10 protein-coding genes are annotated in these 15289 nt (G+C 67.7%); 7 read left to right on the top strand and 3 right to left on the bottom strand.

The features are described 5' to 3' along the window. Positions 1-11 precede the first annotated feature (11 nt). The gene (locus tag H5J31_RS11390) at positions 12-3761 is read left to right on the top strand and encodes a glycoside hydrolase family 2 TIM barrel-domain containing protein (protein ID WP_181772475.1); all 3750 of its coding nucleotides are present in this window, start codon (positions 12-14) and stop codon (positions 3759-3761) included. A 49-nt stretch (positions 3762-3810) separates the two neighbouring features. Here H5J31_RS11390 and H5J31_RS11385 read toward each other — a convergent pair whose 3' ends face one another. Then, positions 3811-5058, bottom strand: coding sequence for a DUF1479 domain-containing protein (locus H5J31_RS11385; protein ID WP_181772474.1), 1248 nt, complete (start codon positions 5056-5058; stop codon positions 3811-3813). A gap of 83 nt (positions 5059-5141) precedes the next feature. Here H5J31_RS11385 and H5J31_RS11380 point away from each other — a divergent pair, with 83 nt between their 5' ends. Both H5J31_RS11380 and H5J31_RS11375 read left to right on the top strand, forming a co-directional pair. Continuing rightward, positions 5142-6227: an ROK family transcriptional regulator gene (locus tag H5J31_RS11380; RefSeq protein ID WP_181772473.1), complete on the top strand. Its 1086-nt coding sequence runs from the start codon at positions 5142-5144 to the stop codon at positions 6225-6227. 64 nt (positions 6228-6291) lie between these two features. Continuing rightward, positions 6292-6696, top strand: coding sequence for a hypothetical protein (locus H5J31_RS11375; protein ID WP_181772472.1), 405 nt, complete (start codon positions 6292-6294; stop codon positions 6694-6696). On the opposite strand, the gene H5J31_RS11370 is transcribed toward H5J31_RS11375, so the two are convergent. Both H5J31_RS11370 and H5J31_RS11365 read right to left on the bottom strand, forming a co-directional pair. After that, the gene (locus H5J31_RS11370) at positions 6674-7219 is read right to left on the bottom strand and encodes a hypothetical protein (RefSeq protein ID WP_181772471.1); all 546 of its coding nucleotides are present in this window, start codon (positions 7217-7219) and stop codon (positions 6674-6676) included. The two genes, H5J31_RS11375 and H5J31_RS11370, sit on opposite strands and share 23 nt — an antisense overlap. 241 nt (positions 7220-7460) lie before the next feature. Then, positions 7461-8096: a DsbA family oxidoreductase gene (locus H5J31_RS11365; RefSeq protein ID WP_181772470.1), complete on the bottom strand. Its 636-nt coding sequence runs from the start codon at positions 8094-8096 to the stop codon at positions 7461-7463. A 75-nt stretch (positions 8097-8171) separates the two neighbouring features. On the opposite strand from H5J31_RS11365, the gene H5J31_RS11360 reads away from it, so the two are divergent. The 4 genes from H5J31_RS11360 to H5J31_RS11340 all read left to right on the top strand — a co-directional run bounded on the left by H5J31_RS11360 (position 8172) and on the right by H5J31_RS11340 (position 15286). Next, on the top strand, positions 8172-9524 hold the full coding sequence (locus tag H5J31_RS11360; RefSeq protein WP_181772469.1) for an MFS transporter: 1353 nt from the start codon (positions 8172-8174) through the stop codon (positions 9522-9524). Positions 9525-9673: 149 nt separating this feature from the next. Further along, positions 9674-10930, top strand: a complete 1257-nt coding sequence (locus H5J31_RS11355; RefSeq protein WP_181772512.1) for an HNH endonuclease signature motif containing protein — start codon at positions 9674-9676, stop codon at positions 10928-10930. Between the two features lie 772 nt (positions 10931-11702). Beyond that, positions 11703-12230 carry a dihydrofolate reductase family protein gene (locus H5J31_RS11345; RefSeq protein ID WP_181772468.1) on the top strand — a complete coding sequence of 176 codons (528 nt, stop codon included), beginning with the start codon at positions 11703-11705 and terminating at the stop codon, positions 12228-12230. Positions 12231-12385: 155 nt separating this feature from the next. Beyond that, positions 12386-15286, top strand: a complete 2901-nt coding sequence (locus H5J31_RS11340; protein WP_181772467.1) for a glycoside hydrolase family 48 protein — start codon at positions 12386-12388, stop codon at positions 15284-15286. The last annotated feature ends 3 nt before the right edge of the window (positions 15287-15289 follow it).

Here is a 15289-nt window from a genome sequence, read left to right as displayed (position 1 = left end):
GGTTGAACGCAGTGCTGCGAACACGCCCCATGATCCTGGTCCTGGCGATGCTCGCCGGGACGCTCGTCGCCGCCGGGTCCCCGGCCGCGGCAGGCGGTCCGCCCGCCGACGTCCAGTCCTATCTCGACGATCCTCGAAAGGTGGCCGAAGGACAGGAGCCACCGCACGCGAATCTGCGTCCGTACGCGGACGTGTCCGCCGCTGCCCGCCGGGACGAACGAAGTCCCTACACGATGTCGCTCGACGGCAAGTGGCGGATCGCGATGGCGGACAACCCGTCCCAGGTCCCGGCGGGTTTCCACGAAGACGGCTATGACGCGTCGAAGTGGCGCGAGGTCTCCGTCCCGCACACCTGGCAGACCGACGGTCTGGACCACCCGATCTTCCGTAACATCGCCACCGAGATCCAGCCCGACGATCCGCCGCGAGTACCTCGTGACGTCAACCCGACCGGCGCCTACGTCCGGGACTTCTCACTGCCCGCCGACTGGACTGAACGCGAGACATTCCTGCGCTTCGAGGGTGTCACGTCGGCGTACTTCGTCTGGGTCAACGGGCAGTACGTCGGTTACGACCAGGGCGGGTACACGCCCGCGGAGTTCGACATCTCGCCGGCGCTGCGACCCGGTCCGAACCGGATCGCCGTGCAGGTGCACCGCTGGAGCGCGGGCGCGTACCTGGAGGACGTCGACCAGTGGCGGTACTCGGGCATCTTCCGCTCGGTGACCCTGCACTCGGCGCCGGGCACGTTCGTCCAGGACATCGGCCTCACCACCGATCTCGACGCCACCTACACCGACGCCACGCTGAAGGCCGCGGTCGAGGTCGCCGCCAAACCCGGCGGAACGACGGGCAAGCACCGCGTCGGGCTCAGCCTGCGTGACGCCGCGGGCAAGGAGGTCGGAACGACGAGCGGCGACGTCGATCCGGGCGGGAAGACCGCGCTGAACCTCCCGGTGCGCGATCCCGCGAAATGGACCGACGAGACACCGAACCTGTACACGGCGGTGGTGACGCTGACCGCGCCCGACGGCCGGGTCACGCACATCACCAGCGAGACGGTCGGGTTCCGCGAGATCGAGATCCGCGACAAACAGTTGCTGGTCAACGGGAAGCGGGTGTTGTTCAAGGGCGTCAACCGCGCCGAGACCGATCCCGATCACGGCAGGCACGTGCCTCGCCGGGCCCAGGAGCGCGACGTCGCGCTGATGAAGCAACTCAACGTCAACGCGGTCCGGACTTCGCATTATCCGTCGGACCCGTACTTCTACGAACTGGCCGACCGGCACGGGCTCTGGATCGACGACGAGATCGACATCGAGACCCACAACCACGAGAACTGCGCGAGCTACTGCCAGGCGAACGACCCGGCCTGGCGGGACGCCTTCTTCGACCGGATGATCGGCATGGTCGAACGGGACAAGAACCATCCGAGTGTCTTCCTGTGGGACACCGGCAACGAGGCCGGTCTCGGTGCGCACCATTTCGCGCTGGCGGAATGGCTGGACGCGAACGAACCGACCCGGCCGATCTACCACCAGTCGAACAACCCTGACGGCGATGCTCCCTTCGCGGACGTCTGGGGACCGCGGTATCCGTCCCCGGAGAAGTTCGCCGAACAGGCGAAGAACACCACCAAACCGCTGATCTTCGGCGAGTACGCCCACGCGATGGGCAACAGTCTCGGCAACTTCCGGGAGTTCTGGGACACCATCCGGGCGAATCCCCAGACCCAGGGCGGGTTCATCTGGGACTGGGCGGAGCAGAACATCCGGCAGCCGATCCGGACCACGCCGGACACCTCGGGCAACGACATCTCGGCGCACGTGACCGGGAAGCCGGACCTGGTCGAAGGGCATCGCGGGAAGGCGCTGGGACTGTCCGGCCTGGACGATTTCGTCGAGGTCTACCGCGACCGGAAGCTCGACATCACCGGCAAGGCGCTCACGCTCGACGCGTGGGTCAAACCCGGTAAATGGACCGGCGATTTCCGCATCCTCGGCAAGGGCGACCACCAGTACGCGCTGAAGATGAAGACCGAGGACACCCTGGAGTTCTTCATCCACAGTGGAACGTGGCAGGCCGTGCAGGCGAAGGTGCCCGCCGACTTCTACGGGAACTGGCACCGGGTGAGCGGCACCTACGACGGCACCGCGCTGCGGCTCTACCTCGACGGCAAGGAGATCGGCGCCAAACCGTTCACCGGCGCGATCGACTCGTCGTCGGCGGAGGTCAACATCGGCCGTGACTTCGAAACGTCGTGGAACGACCCGTCGGACATCGGCTGGATGGGCCGCGGCGCCGTCGACGACGTCCGCATCTACGACCGGCCGCTGTCCGCTTCGGACCTGTCCGGCGGCACTCCGGTCGGCGGCGCACTGCTGGCGCTGGACTTCGACAGCGTCACCGATCGCGGGAGTCACCTGTCCTACGGTTCCAGTCTGTCCGGTGTGGACGGTCTGATCGGTTCGGATCGTTCGGCGCAGCCGGAGACCGCGCAGATGGCGTGGGCACATCAGCCGATCCGGTTCGCCTACTCCGGCGGCACGCTGTCGGTGACCAACGAGCGGCGGTTCCGCGGGACCGGCGACCTGAACCTGCGATGGCGGGTCCAGGAAGGATCGCGGATCGTCGCTCGTGGTGAACAGCCGTTGCGGGTCGGCGCCGGATCGGCAGGGAAGGTCTCCTTGCCGGTACCGGCGAATCCGGCCGATCGGGAGCGGTTCGTCACCGTCGAAGCGGTGACCGCTCAGGGCGAGCCGATGCTTCCGCGAGGGCACATCCTGGCGCACGACCAGTTCTCCCTGGGTGGCACCCGGATTCCGGGCCTGGACCGGACACCGCTCGACGGGAAGTCCGTCAGCGTCGGTGAGGACACGGCTTCGGTGACCGCGTCCGCGGCCGGCGTCACGTACAAAGTGGACAAAAACACTGGTACGTTGTCGTCGATCCGGTACCAGGGCAAGGAATTGCTGAGCACGGGTCCGAAGCTCGACGCTTGGCGGGCGCCGATCAGCAACGAGACCTTCGCCTGGGGCCGGGCCGAGGGCGAGGACTGGCGGAAGGCCGGCCTCGACCGGTTGAAGACCACGGTCACCGGTGTCCGGGTCGAGAAGGACGGGGCACGGGGTGCGCGGGTGATCGTCGACAGCCGGGTCGCGGCGCCGGACGTCGCCGGGGCGTGGTTCGACCAGACGATGACCTACACCGTCGACAAGACCGGGACACTGAGCCTCGGCAACAAGGTGGTGCCGCAGGGGAGTGTGCGGACATTGCCGTACCTGCCCCGGATCGGCGTCTCACTCGCCGTGCCGGACTCCTACGACAGGTTCGCCTGGTACGGGCGGAAGGCCGAGAGTTACGTCGACCGCAAGGACGGGACACCGATCGGCGTGCAGTCGAGCACGGTGGACCAGCAGTACGTCGAGTACCACCGGCCGCAGGATCACGGCAACCACACCGACAGCCGGTGGGCGCTGCTGACCGACGGCCGGACCGGCGGCCTGCTGGTCGGGGGAGCGAACGACGTCAGCGCGACGCCGTTCGACGACCTCGACCGCGCGGCGTACCCGTTCCAGCTGCAGCGCAACAAGGGCTGGTTCACGCTGCACGCGAGCCACGCGGTGACCGGGGTCGGGGACACGCCCAACCCGGTGCGGGAACACAGCCAGGTCCAGCAGGACAGCACCTACGAGTACACGCTGTCGCTGCGCCCGCTGACCTCGCAGGAGGCGCGGGCGGGCCTGCCGACCGGCGGCTGATGGTCCGTGAAGGCCTCCTTCCCTACCCTGAGAGTAGGGAAGGAGGCCTTCACGTCAGGCCCAGCTGGCGTCGCCCGGTCTCGGTGAGGTCGTCCCGGGTCGGGCGGCCGGTCCAGCCGGTCTCGTAGTCCTCGGCGGCGAAGTCGCCGGGGCTGGCCCCGGTGAGGAACGCTTCCCCGCACTGCGCGGCGTAGGCGGCGTTCTTCTCGCAATGGGGGCTGGCCGGGATGTACATGACGTTGCCCCAGCCCTGCTGGTCCTCCACCTCGGCGACCGAGTGGATCACGTCGCCGTGCCACCAGACGGTGTCGCCCGGCTCCACCTCGGGGATCGGCGTCAGCGCGGGCAGCAGCGGCGCGTGCCAGCGTTCGTTCACCGGCAGGGCTTCGCCGTTCGCGGCGCCGCAGAGGTCGTCGTCGGCGACGTCGTCCTGCAGGGCACGCAGCAGCAGGTACACCATCGCGGACGGGATCGGCACGACGTGCAGGACGCCCTCGGTGGGCCGCATGTCGGAGAGCGCCGTCCAGCCCTGAAAGGTGCGGAACGCGGAGCACATCACGGTGGACGGGAACTCGTTGACCTCGGTCCGGTAGGCGCCGTCCCACGGGTCGTAGGCGTCGAGATCGCCGTCGAAGACGTGGCGGAACACGTTCTGGTAGGCGGGAAGCAGCCAGCGTTCGACCGACCCGGAATCAGTGTGCGCCGAAAGGCCGGGGGAGTTCGTGCCGGGCGCGCGGCGGCGGACGCGGTCGGGGTAGGCGGTGTCGCGGGTGGGGTCGAACCAGACGCGGCCTTCGGATTCGTGCTTCCAGAAGCCGTTGAGGAAGCCGCGTACCGCGACCATGGCGGCGTCCTCGCGCGCCTCCATCTGCGGACGGGACCAGTAGATCGGGAAGATCGCCGGCTTGCCGGCCGCGAGCCCGCCGAACACGCCGTCGTCCAGGTACCGGTAGGCCTTCTCGAACTCGTTGCGTCCCAGGTAGTCCACGAGTTCGCGATCCCAAGCCTCGGCACGCTCGCGGGGGAAGGTGTTCTTGACGATCGCGCAGCCACGGCGGCGGACGGCGTCCACGAGATCGCCGGGGACCGTACCGGCGGCGACGTCCTCGAACCGGATGACCGGCCACACCTCTTCGCCACTCTCACGTCGGGCGACGATCTCCGCGACTTCGGCCCGCATCAGCCTCTCCGCTTTGGCGAACGCGGCCGCGACGTCGCCTATGCGGGCGCGGAGCCGGGCCTTGGTCTCGCGGATGGCGGCCGGGATGTCTTGGGGGAGTTCGGTGGTCAGGGTCATCGCTGAACCTCCGCTGATTTGGTAAGGTCACCTAACTAGAATGGCTCTGCCAAGGTAGACCGGCGAAAGAGGGGAGCGCAAGGGTGCCGTTGCCGCAATCCGTCCTGCGCGAGGCCACCGACCGGCGTCTGCTCGACGAGGTCGTGAGCCGGGGGCGGGTGACCAGGGCCGAACTGGCCGCGACCACCGGGCTGTCGAAACCGACCGTCTCCGAAGCCGTCCGGCGGCTGACCGAGAGCGGCCTCCTGGAGGCGACCGGAGCGCAGGAGACCGGACGGCGAGGACGGGTCGGCACCTTCTACGAACTCGGGCCGTCTGCGGGCCGCGTACTCGCGATAGAGGTCGGCCAGTCCGGTGTACGGGCCTGGTCGACCGACCTCGCGGGCACGGTGCTGGGCGAATACGAGCATCCGGCCGGAGCCGCGGGGGACACCGACGCGGTGGTCGCGGCCCTGCGCGCGGTCGTGTCCGAAGCCTCGGCAGGGAAAGGGATCCTGCGCGCTGTCGCCGTCTCGATGGCCAACCCGGTCGACCCGAAGACGCACGAGGTCGTCGCCCTCCCGGACTCACCGTTCCCCGAAGGCCTGCTGAGTCCCGTCGACGTCCTGGCCGATCTGGTGGAAGCCCCGGTGCTGGTGGACAACGACGTCAACCTGGCCGCGCTCGCCGAACAACGGGCAGGCGGGGCCGTCGGCGTATCGAGCTTCGCCTACGTCTACGTGGGCGCGGGTCTCGGCGTCGGGCTGTACATCGGCGATCGGCTCGTCCGCGGCGCGCACGGTCTGGCCGGCGAGATCGGCTATCTGCCCGGCGCGGGATCCGGGACGCTCGCCGCGGAACTGGCCGACGGTTTCGGCCGCGCGGACGCGCCGTCGAACGACGTCGAAGCGGCGCTGCGGATTCTCGACAACGGCGAAACCGGAGCACTGTGCGGCATCGTCGTGCGCGCCGTCGCGTCCATCACCGCGGTGGTCGACCCGGAACTGGTCTTGCTCGGTGGCCCGGTCGGTTGTCACCCGGCGCTTCTGGAGCCGGTGCGCGAAGCGCTCTCGCCGAGTCCGACCCGTCTCGAACGCGGAACGCTCGGAACGCTCGCTTCACTCCACGGGGCTACGTATTCGGCATTGGAACACGCACGGACCGCCGCTGTCCGGGTGATGTCGGGCTGAGTTCGGCGCCGGGTCTTCCGAAGTCGCTAGTCTCGATCTTCGACTGAGAGGGAGGACTGAATTCATGGCGGAATGGGCCGATCTGGTCGCGTTCGTACGGCACGAATATCGGGTGGTAAAGGACGAACCGGACGAAATCCGAATCCGGTTGTCCTATGGTGACGACGACTACGAAGAGCGGGCCCAAACCGTGGTCATCGCGCGCGAGATCTTCGACCGCCGCGAGGACTGGGTGCAGATCGCGACGCCGTTCGCGCGGATCGACGAGGTCGACCTGGCGACCGTGCTGACCGAGATCGGCAACACGATCGTCGTCGGCGGCCTGGTGGTCATGGGCGAACACCTGGTGCTGCGCCATTCCCTCCCACTGGTGAACCTCGACATCAACGAGTTCACCGACCCGCTCGAACTCGTCGCCGGTTCGGCCGAACTGCTGGAGCAGCAGTTCACCGGTCGAGACGACTACTGATCTCGGCGAACGAGGTGACGAGCTCGCATTCGTCCTCGCTGAGCTTGTTGATCGCCGCCCGGTAGGCCTGCGCCTGGGCGGTGCTCGGCAATTTGCCTTCGAGCAGGTCAGGGAGCCCGAGTTCGAAGCCGCACCGGGCCCGGACCCCGTAGCGATGCCGCGTCCGCGCGACCGCGGTGGCGACACGGAGTCCGTGCTCGGTGCCCGGCGGCGTGGCCTGCCGGTCGATCTCGATGGCCGCGAACCGGAAACCGTTGGCCTGATCGCATTTCGCGCAGCCAGTGGGGCCCGCGCCGAGTTCGCTGTCGCATTCGGCGCAGCGCAGGTGGCTGAAGGCCGCGTCCACCACGCGCCATTCGAACGCGGAGGTATCGGCGACGACCATCTCGGCGAGATCGGTTTCCTCGCCTGTCCCGGCGGTGACACCGTATTCGGAAAGGAAACGCCGCCAGCGCTCGCCGATACTCGCCTCGACAGCGGCCAAGGCCTCGGCGGGACGGCCGCCCCGCGGCAGAGCGGTCATGATCAGAACCCTAATCGGAGCCCGAGGGGAAGGCTATTTCGCCCGGATGAGGGTGTCGGCGTCGATGCGGACGGCCGTCGCGGGGAACGACCGTCAGCTCATGGGTTTCGCTGGGGCGGGCCTGCTGTCACGGTAGTGCAGCGTGATGCGCACCCGGGCCGTCGTCGCGGAGGTGGTCGAACCCGCCCGGTTCAAGATCGTCTCCCTTCGCGCTCGCCGATGTCGGACGGGTTCCGTGGCCCTATCGTGATTGGTGCGCTTTTTCCAACGCGGAAAGGAAAGTGACCGGGGACTGCGCGCCGGAAACGCCATGGGTCCCGTTCAGAACGAAGAACGGGACCCCGTTGACACCGATCCTGCGTGCCTCGGCGAAGTCCGCGTCGACCTCGTCCGCGTACTTCGTGCCTTCCAGTACTTCGCGCGCCTCGTCCTCGGGGACGCCGACCTCCGCGCCCAGCCGGACCAGTGTCTCGAGGTCGTCCAGGACCTCGGCGTCGCAAAGGTGTGCTTTGAGCAGCCGTTCGTGCATCGGACCACCCAGCCCGTGCCGGTCGGCGAGATGGTTGAGGCGGTGGGCGTCGAGGGTGTTGACCGCGACGGCGTTGCGGAGGTCGTAGGTGAGGCCCTCGGCGGCGGCGAGTTCGGTGACCTGCCCTGTCATCGCTTCGACCTGCTCCGGCGGTGCGCCGGTCTTCTTGGCGAGCATGTCCCGTACCGGCTCGCGATGGCCCTTCGGATGCGAGGCGTCGAGCTGGAAACTGTGCCAGCGCAGCTCCACGTCGGCGGCGTGCTCGAACTCGCCGAGCGCGGTCTCCAGGCGTCGTTTGCCGATGTAGCACCACGGGCAGACGACGTCGGACCACACGTCGATGTACATGATCACTTCCCTTGGTTACTTCTTGTTCCCAAGGTCAACTTACGCCACTGCCGGCCGGCCTGGTGGGATGGACAGGTGACCGGAAAATGGGGAGGCCTTGCGGCTCTGCTCGCGGGGTCCTTCGTACTCCTGCTCGACACGACGATCGTCGCCGTCGCGAGTCCGAGGATCCAAAGCGATCTCGGCGGGGATGTCACCGGGCTGTTCTGGGTGACGGCCGCCTACCTGCTGGCGTTCTCCGTACCTTTGCTCCTCGCCGGCAGGCTCGGCGACCTCTTCGATCCGAAACGCGTCTACCTCTTCGGCATGGCGGGCTTCGCCGTCGCGTCCGCGCTATGCGGTGTCGCGTCCTCGATCGGCTGGCTCATCGCCTTCCGCGTGCTGCAAGGCCTGGCCGCGGCCGCGATGTCACCCCAGCCGCTCACCCTCATCCGGCGGCTCTTCGCCGAAGGGGAACGTGGACGCGCCATCGGTATCTGGGGCTCGGTCGCAGCCGCCGCCACCCTGCTCGGGCCGATTCTGGGCGGGCTGCTGACGGCGAGCCTGGATTGGCGCTGGATCTTCTGGGTCAACGTGCCCTTCTGCGGTGTCGCCGTCGTCCTGGGGAGCCGCTTGATCCCCGGGAGCAGGGGAGGCGCCGCGCGATTCGATCTGCTCGGTGCGCTGCTGAGTACGGCAGGTCTGAGTCTTCTCGTGTGGGCCCTGCTTTCGTGGACCACACTCTCGCTGCCCGCGTTCGCTCTGGCCGTCGTGCTTTTCGTCCTCTTCTATTACCGCGAACGTTCCGAAGGTGCGGACGCCCTCGCGCCTCTGGCGCTCTACCGGTCCCCGGGATATCTGTCGGCGAGTCTCGCGATGGCGTCACTGGGTGCGGCCGTGCTCGCGATGACCCTGCCGACGATGCTCTACATACAGGAAGTGGGCGGTCTCGGACCTTTCGAGGCCGCCTTGGTGATGGCGCCGGACGCCGCCGTCGCGATCGTTCTGTCGCCGTTCGCGGGCCGCTGGGTCGACCGCGCGGGCGGCCGTCGTCCGGCGATCCTCGGGATGAGTCTGCTCACGGTGAGCCTGGTGCTGATGGGCCTCGTGATCGTGCTGGAACTGAATCCCTGGTGGATCGCCGGTGGTGCCGCGATCCTCGGGGCCGCCAACGCGGTCGCCTGGTCACCGCTGTCGACCACCGCCATGGCTTCGGTCGAGTCGGCCGCCGCCGGTGGCGCATCGGGGCTGTTCAACACGGTGAGGCAGGTCGGCGCGGTGGCGGGCGTGGCCGGGACCGGTGCCGTGCTGGCGGGGCTCGGGTCGAATCCTGTGCTGGCTTTCGGGATTGTGTTCGTTCTCATCACGCTTGTCGCCGTCGGCGGGATTGTCGCTGCGATCCGGCTTCCTTCGAGGGCTGAGCTTGAGCCGGAGTCGGCTGGGCGGTGAATTCCTTCTGTGGCCGGATCCGGGGTCGTGAGTGATGTCGGCTGGTCGTGCCGAGATCACCCTCTAGTGTTATTCGCACAATTCCGCGGCTACGTAAAATTACGAACGCATGTTCGACTGGTTTCGGGTATTCTTGAGGGGTGTCCGAGATCGAGGTTCCCGTTCTTCCTGAGCTGTCGCAGGAGTTGTGGCGTGCCGGGAAGCTGGAGCTTGCCCATGGGGCGCGACACTTCCTGCAAATGATGCGGGTCGCCGCGGCCGGGTTGGGGCGGTTCTTGGCGGAGATCGAGTCTCGGGGCGCGAAGGATTTGTACGGTTATGGGACTACCGAGGCGTGGTTCGCTGATCTCGCGGGTCTGACCCGTGGTGAGGCGGGGGATGTGGTGAAGCGTGCGGTCGCGCTGAATCCGACGCGCGCGCTTGATGGCACCGAAGTCCCGCCATTCGCGCCTGCCACTGCGGCGGTCGCGGCCGAGGGGCTGGTCGGTGACGAGCGGATCGATCAGATTCTGAAGGCACTGCAGCAGATCCCGGCCGAAACCTCGGTGGAGGATCGGGCGTGTGCGGAGAATCAGCTCGCGAATCTCGGCCGTGACGCCGGGCCCTCGGAGATCGCGAAATGTGCGAAGCAGATGCTGGCGTGGCTCGACCCCGACGGCAAAGAACCCAAGGACCCCGAACCCGCCCAGCCCCGTCGCGAACTCACTGTGGAGCGCCGCAAAGACGGCTTCTGGAACCTCAAAGGCCTGTTGGACGACGAACTCGGCGCCCGGACGGCAGCACTGATCGAGGCCTACTCCAAACCCCGCCCGGTCGACGAGTTCGGCGAGGCCGATTGGCGTACCAAGCCCGAACGCCAAGGTGACGCGTTCGCGGACCTTCTGGATCTGGCGATCGCCTGCCCGGATCAGCCCGGGACCAACGGCTACCGGACCCTCGTGCACGTCACCATCGGCCTCGACGAACTCAAAACCGGGCTCGGGACCGCGTGCCTGGATTTCGTCGGGGAGATGACCGCCCGCGACGCCCGCATGGCCGCCTGCGACTGCCTCATGCTGCCCGTCGTCCTCAACGCAGCCGGAGAACCCCTCGATGTGGGACGGCTCAGACGGTTCGTCACCCCCGGCCAACGACGTGCCCTGAACATCCGCGACGGCGGCTGCGCCTTCCCGGGGTGTCACCGGCGGCCGAAGGGCTGTCACGCACACCACATCCATCACTGGGCAGACGGCGGCAGGACCGACCTGCGCAACCTCGTCCTACTCTGCAGCTTCCACCACCGCCTGATCCACCACGGTGAGTGGGAAGTCCGGATGGCGGCCGACGGGCTACCCGAGTTCATCCCACCCCAGTATCGGGACCCGCTCCGACTACCCCGGCGCAACACCCTCCACCGCGCCGCCTGACCGCCTGCCCCGAAGAGCCCGTCGGCCGCACCGGCGACGGGCCCTTCGGCATGCCCGCAGATCGAGTTGAGCCGTTGTTGCCGCGGCTGGACGACCGTAAGGCGTTGTACGGGATCATGGCTCGGGCATGACCTGCTGGCGCCGGCTGCCAGACTGGACCGAGGCCGGGGTGTGGAAGCTGCTGCCGGCGGAGTTGCATGGGGCGAATCAGCCGGATTGGTCACGGGCGGCGGTCGACGGATCGCGGGCGTTCGAGCCCGCACCGGGTCGGAACACCACGTCATCACCGACGGCACCGGCATCCCACTGGCAGCCAACCCGGCCGTCGGGAACCGGCACGACGTCACCCAGCTGATGTCGCTGATCCACTTCATTCCGCCGTCGACCACAACGGCTCTACGCCGATCGCGCCTCCGACCACGACAAGTACCGCAAGCTTGCTCGCGCCGCCGGAATCACGCCTCTCAAAGCCCGCCGAGGCGGCGTCTACGTATCCGATGGGAGGTCCGTGACGACATCTGCGAAGGTTTACTCGCCCTCGGCTGCGCCTTCGCGCTACGAGCGTGGGACCGACGGTTGTCGGCGATGCCGACGTGGGCCCGACTGTGTGGATTTTGGGACGTTAGATGACCCGAAATCCACACAGTGCCTCATCATCGGCCCGATGAGCCCAGCCGCGCTCCACAACACGAGGAACGCGTGCGCGGAGCCACCTCGACCGTCGGCCGAAGTATGCTTCGACGTCGAGTTTCCGAGATCCGTGGAGAAACGCATGAGCGCCGGCAAAGTGGTCGTGAACAGGGTCATGTCGCTGGACGGCTTCATCGCCGGCCCCGGCCACGCGATGGACTGGGTCGCCGAGTATCTGACCCCGGACACGTTCCCTGAGGTCATGGCGGCCACGGGTGCCATGCTCGTCGGCCGGGGCACTTACGACGTCGCCAAGCGGATGGCCGAGCAGGACACCCCTTATGAAGGGGGCCCGCAGTTCGTCCTCACTCACGAGCCTCCGGGCGAACCGGACCCGAGCGTCACGTTCCTCACGTGTGGTGTCGAGGAAGCCGTGGCCACGGCACGCGAGGCCGCCGGCGACAAGAATTTGGAGATCCTCGGGGCCGACGTCGCGGCCCAGTGTCTGCGGCTCGGGCTCGTCGACGAGATCTTGGTGTATGTCGTCCCGGTGCTGTTCGGCGATGGTGTCCGCTTCTCGCCTCCGGGTCTCGGCAGGATCGAGCTGGAACCGTTCGCCAACACCCAGTCGGACGGGGTCACGATGCTCCGCTTCCGCGTTCGAAAGTAGACGCGGCCCTCCGGTAGCCGTCTGCCGCCGAACGGCGTATCACCGGTCGATCGTCCACAAAGGACACAAATCTCTCGGTCTTCCCAGAACGTGTCCGTCCCGCTACCCTGCATGGGAGCGCTCCCAGTCGCCCGTCCGGCCAGAGGAGAGGATCAATGAGACCCAGAAGAGCCCTGCCCGCCTTGACCTTGGCGGCGCTGCTCTCGACCGCCATGATGACCGCGGCCCAGCCCGCGATGGCGGCGGTGTCGTGCACGGCCGAGTACAGCGTCACCAACGAATGGAGCACCGGTTTCGGCGCCACCGTGACTATCCGTAACCCTGGCACCGAGGCGATCAACGGCTGGGACCTGACCTGGACGTTCGCGGACGGTCAGCGGATCACCCAGCTCTGGAACGGGGTGCCGAACCAGACCGGCGCCGCGGTCTCGGTGCGCAATGTGGACTGGAACCGCGCGATCCCCGTGGGCGGCTCCGTCCAGTTCGGTTTCAACGGCAGCAAGGGGGCCGCGAACCGGGCGCCGGTGGACTTCGCCGTCAACGGGACGGCCTGTACGGGCGCCAACAAGGCCCCGGTGGTCGCCTTGACCAGTCCGGCGAACAACTCCAGCCATCCCGTCTCGACCGTCGTCCCGCTCGTCGCCGATGCGAGCGACCCCGACGGCACGATCGGGAAGGTCGAGTTCTACGCCGGGACCGAGCTGCTCGGCACCGATACGTCGGCGCCGTTCGAGCTCGGCTGGACCCCGGCCGCGGCGGGCCAGTATTCCGTCGCGGCCAGGGCTTATGACGACAAGGGCACGTCGACGGTGTCCTCGCCGATCGCGGTCAGGGTGCTCGCCGCCCCGACGATCGTCGCGACCCCGGCGACGGTCTCCGTTCGACAGGGGACCACCGCCACTGTGGACGTGACCTTGGCGAGTCCGCCGACGGCGACCGTGCCGGTCACGGTCGCCCGGACCTCGGGCAGTGCCGATCTCACGTCTTCCCCGGCGCGACTGAGTTTCACCACCGGCAACTGGAACGTCGCCCAGAAGGTCACGATCTCCTCGGCGGCCAACGGGGGAGCGCTGGGTACAGCCACGTTCTCCGCCACGGCGGCGGGTTACGACGCGGCCACCATCACGGCGAGTGAACTCGATCCCTCCACACCGGAGTTCAAGGCCGCGTTCCTGACGCAGTACAACAAGATCAAGGATCCGGCAGGCGGCTACTTCCGGCGGTTCGGCGACCTGCTGGTGCCTTACCACTCGGTGGAGACTCTGCTGGTCGAAGCCCCGGACCACGGCCATGAGACGACGTCGGAGGCGTTCAGCTACTACCTGTGGCTCGAAGCCGCATACGGCCAGCTTCAGGGTGATTGGGCACCGTTCAACGCGGCGTGGGCGGCGATGGAGAAGTACATCATCCCGGCGCACGCCGACCAGCCGACGAACGACAAGTACAACGCCGGAAAGCCGGCCACCTACGCACCGGAGCATCCCCGGATGGACAGCTATCCGGCGGTGCTCGACTCCGGTGTCCCGGTTGGATCCGATCCGATCGCGGCCGAGCTGAAGACGGCCTACGGGACCGACGACATCTACGGGATGCACTGGCTGCTCGACGTCGACAACACCTACGGCTTCGGACGCTGCGGCGACGGCAGCAGCACCGCGCCCGCGTACATCAACACCTATCAGCGGGGCTCGTCGGAGTCGGTGTGGGAGACGATCCCGCAGCCGTCCTGCGACACCTTCGCCCACGGCGGGCCGAACGGGTACCTCGATCTGTTCACCAAGGACGCTTCCTACGCCAAGCAATGGAAGTACACCAACGCGCCGGACGCCGACGCGCGGGCCGTCCAGGTCGCTTACCTGGCCCAGAAGTGGGCGACGGCGCAAGGCAAGGGCGCACAGGTCGACGCGGTCGTGAAGAAGGCGTCGAAGATGGGCGACTATCTGCGGTACGCCATGTTCGACAAGTATTTCAAGAAGATCGGCGGTTGCACGAGCCCGAGTTGCCCGGCGGGCACCGGCAAGGACAGCGCGCACTATCTGATGTCCTGGTACTACGCGTGGGGCGGCGCGACCGACACCTCGGCGGGCTGGGCCTGGCGTATCGGTGACGGCGCGAATCACCAGGGGTATCAGAACCCGCTCGCCGCCTACGCGCTGGCGAATGATCCGGCATTGAAACCGCGGTCGGCGACAGGTGCTTCGGACTGGGCGAAGAGCCTGGACCGGCAACTGGAGGTCCTGCAGTGGCTGCAGGCGTCCGAAGGCGGGATCGCCGGCGGCGTCACCAACAGCTGGGAAGGGAAGTACGGCGCACCGCCCGCGGGGACGCCGACCTTCTACGGCATGTTCTACGACGCCCATCCGGTGTGGCGGGACCCGCCGAGCAACCGCTGGTTCGGTTTCCAGGTGTGGAACCTGGAACGGGTCGCGTCGCTCTACCAGCTGACCGGCGACGCCAGGGCGAAGAAGATCCTGGACAAGTGGGTGCCGTGGGCGATCGCGAACACCACCGGCGGCGCGGACTTCCGCATCCCGTCCGATCTCGAATGGACCGGGGCGCCGGAGACCTGGAACCCGTCGAATCCGGCGGCCAACACGGGTCTGCACGTCCGGGTGCTGAACCACAGTCAGGACGTCGGGGTCGCGGCGGCGTACGCCAAGGTGCTGCTCAACTACGCGGCCAAGTCCGGTGACGCGGCGGCGAAGACCACCGGCGAGGCCCTGCTCAACGGGTTGCTGGCGCATACCGACTCGCTCGGGATCGGCACTCCGGAGACCCGGACCGACTACGGCAGGTTCGACGACACCTACAACGCCACCACGGGAGAAGGGACCTACGTACCGCCCGGCTGGACCGGCAAGATGCCCAACGGGGACGCCATCGGCGCGAACAGCACGTTCCTGTCGATCCGGTCGTTCTTCCGGGACGATCCACAATGGCCGAAAGTCCAGTCCTATCTGGACGGTGGTCAGGCCCCGTCGTTCACCTTCCACAGGTTCTGGGCGCAGGCCGAGATAGCGACCGCGTTTTCCCTGCACGTCCAACTCTTCGGCTGAACA

It is taken from the genome of Amycolatopsis pittospori (assembly GCF_013870525.1).
Classification (GTDB): domain Bacteria; phylum Actinomycetota; class Actinomycetes; order Mycobacteriales; family Pseudonocardiaceae; genus Amycolatopsis; species Amycolatopsis pittospori.
Note: the sequence above shows the minus strand (reverse complement) of the source record. Positions and strands in the feature narration are given on the sequence as shown.